Origin of the sequence: Streptomyces beijiangensis (assembly GCF_017315755.1) — a bacterium.
GTDB lineage: Bacteria > Actinomycetota > Actinomycetes > Streptomycetales > Streptomycetaceae > Streptomyces > Streptomyces beijiangensis.
The window spans coordinates 1-2297 of sequence record NZ_JAFLRJ010000181.1; the positions used below are offsets into that span (position 1 = coordinate 1).

The following is a 2297-nucleotide window of genomic DNA, read 5'->3' on the forward strand; positions in this document are numbered from 1 at the left end:
CACCCACGGAGTCGCCCGAGCCCACGCCCAGTCCCACGCCGAAGCCGACTCCTCCCCCGCCGCCGCCCCCGGCCACCGTTTACCAGGTCAACCGGCTCGACTACTCGGTCTTCGGTGACCACACCGGGCCCGAAGTACGGCTGCAGGACAGCAGTTGGCTGTGGCAGCGGTCGGGGATGTCGATCGGCGACCAGCGCTACGAGTACGGGGTGACCGTGCACGCGCCGTCGTCGGTGACCATCGATCTCAACCGGCAGTGCACGACGTACGACGCGCTGGTGGGGGTCGACGACCTGACCATGGGGCTGGGGGCCGTGCGGTTCTCGGTGTACGGGGACGATGCTCTGCTGTGGCAGTCGCCGGTCATGCGCGGGGACGACGCGGCGGTGCCCGTCCATGTCGGGATCGCCGGGCGCAAGACCATCCGCCTGGTCGTCGACCCGCACACCCGCTTCGGTTCCGTCGCACTGGCCGACTGGGCCCAGTCGCGGATCAGCTGCGGCTGACGACCGCTTCGAGCTGCGCGCTGACCCCTTCGGGGGTCAGGGCGGCCCCGGCCGCGCGCTCGGTCTCGTAACCCTCGGGACCGAGGGCCCGCAGCGCCTGCTCATCCACGGTCCGTGCGACGGCCCGCTCGGGCACCGAGCGGGGGCAGTCGGCGCGCCAGCCCTCGGCGGCCGAGAGGATCCGGGCGGCGAGGCGGTGTTCGCCCGCGTCGGCCAGGACGGCCGCGGTGCTCTCTGCCACTGCTGCCATCACATGGTCCGCGCAGCGCAGTTCCCAGGAGGTACGGAACGCTGCTGTCATGGCGCGGGCGCCCTCACGGGGGCCCTGTTCGCGGGCGGTCAGGCGGGCTTCGATGCATGCGAGGACGGCGGTGAACTGCGGTGGCGGGGTGCCGCGGATGAGGATGTCGCAGGCCTGCACGTACTGGAAGCGGGCGCGTACGGGCTCGTCGCGGTCCAGGGCGATGGTCGCGCGCAGCACGCTGATGTAGGCGCGGGCGTCCCAGACGCCGAACTGTTCGGCCTCGTCGGACGACTCGTCGAGGAACTTCTCGGCCCTGTCGAAGTCGCCGTCCCGGTAGGCGAGTTCGGCGATGCGGCCGATGAGGAACGGGGCCTCCGCGTGGGCGCCGACCTCGCGGGCCAGACGCAGCGCCTCCTCGTACGCCGCCTTGGCCTCCTCGCCGCGCCCGCGCGCCATGCAGGCCTCGCCGGTGGCGGAGGCGACCTGGGCGCGCATCCAGCGGTCGCCGACGCGGGCGCTGAGCGTACGGAGTTCGGCGAGGCTCTCGTCGACGCCTTCGAGGCCGCCGGGCAGGTCGACGACGACGTGCGTACGGAACATCAGGGCGACGCCGATCTCCCAGTCGCCGCCGTAGCGACGGCAGTTGTCGACGACCGCGTCGAGGTTCTCGCGCGCGAAGTGGGCCTCATGGCCGAACAGGGTGAAGGGCCAGAGCAGTCCGGGGAAGCTCGCCGCCTCCGGGCCACCCCGGGAGTAGGTGTCGCGGATACGGCTGAGGATGTTCTCCAGTGCGGGGTCGGACATCTCCGCCTGCGGTCCCGACTCGATGGCGAGGAAGATCAGCAGGAGGCGCAGGCGCATCCGGGGGTGATAGCGGGGGTCGCCGGGATCGGTGGGGTCGTCTCCCAGTGCGACGACCCGCTCGGCCCATTCGACGCCCTCACGGCGGTAGTTGCGCAGCCACCAGAACCAGCCCAGCGCCTGGACGAAGCGCTGCCCCGCCGGCTCGTCGCGGGCGGCGAGGGTGGTCCGCAGGGCTGCCCGGAAGTTGTCCAGCTCGGTCTCGGTGCGGCGGATCCAGGGGAGTTGGGCCCCGGAGCGGAGGAGAGGGTCGGCCTCTTCGGCGAGGGCGAGGTAGTACGCGCTGTGGGCGCGGCGGGACTCCATGAGGGCCGTGGGGGTCTGGGCCGCACGTTCGGTCGCGTACTCGTGGATCGTCTCGAGCATCCGGTAGCGCATACCGGCGGGGGTGGGGGTGGTGACCAGCAGGGACTTGTCGACGAGGGCCGCCATGGCGTCGGGCGTCACACCGACGGATTCCGCGGCGGCCAGGTCCCATCCGCCGGCGAAGACGGAGAGGGCGCGGAGGGCGGTCCGTTCCTGGTCGTCGAGGAGGTCCCAGGACCAGTCGACCACGGCGCGCAGTGTCTGCTGGCGCGGCAGGACGGTGCGGGCGCCCGAGGTGAGGAGGCGGAAGCGGTCGTCGAGACGGGCGGCGATCTCGCGTGGGGTGAGCAGGCGCAGTCGGGCGGCGGCGAGCTCGATGG

At 72.4% G+C, this 2297-nt stretch carries 2 protein-coding genes; one reads left to right on the forward strand and one right to left on the reverse strand.

Features of this window, described 5'->3' with window-relative positions; all coding sequences use genetic code 11:
* Positions 1–506 (forward strand): NPCBM/NEW2 domain-containing protein (locus J0695_RS20095; RefSeq protein WP_206963494.1); only part of this gene is annotated, 506 nt, incomplete at its 5' end.
* On the opposite strand, the gene J0695_RS20100 is transcribed toward J0695_RS20095, so the two are convergent.
* The coding region (locus J0695_RS20100) for an ATP-binding protein (RefSeq protein WP_443726326.1) at positions 493–2297 on the reverse strand (1805 nt) is incomplete at its 5' end. The two genes, J0695_RS20095 and J0695_RS20100, sit on opposite strands and share 14 nt — an antisense overlap.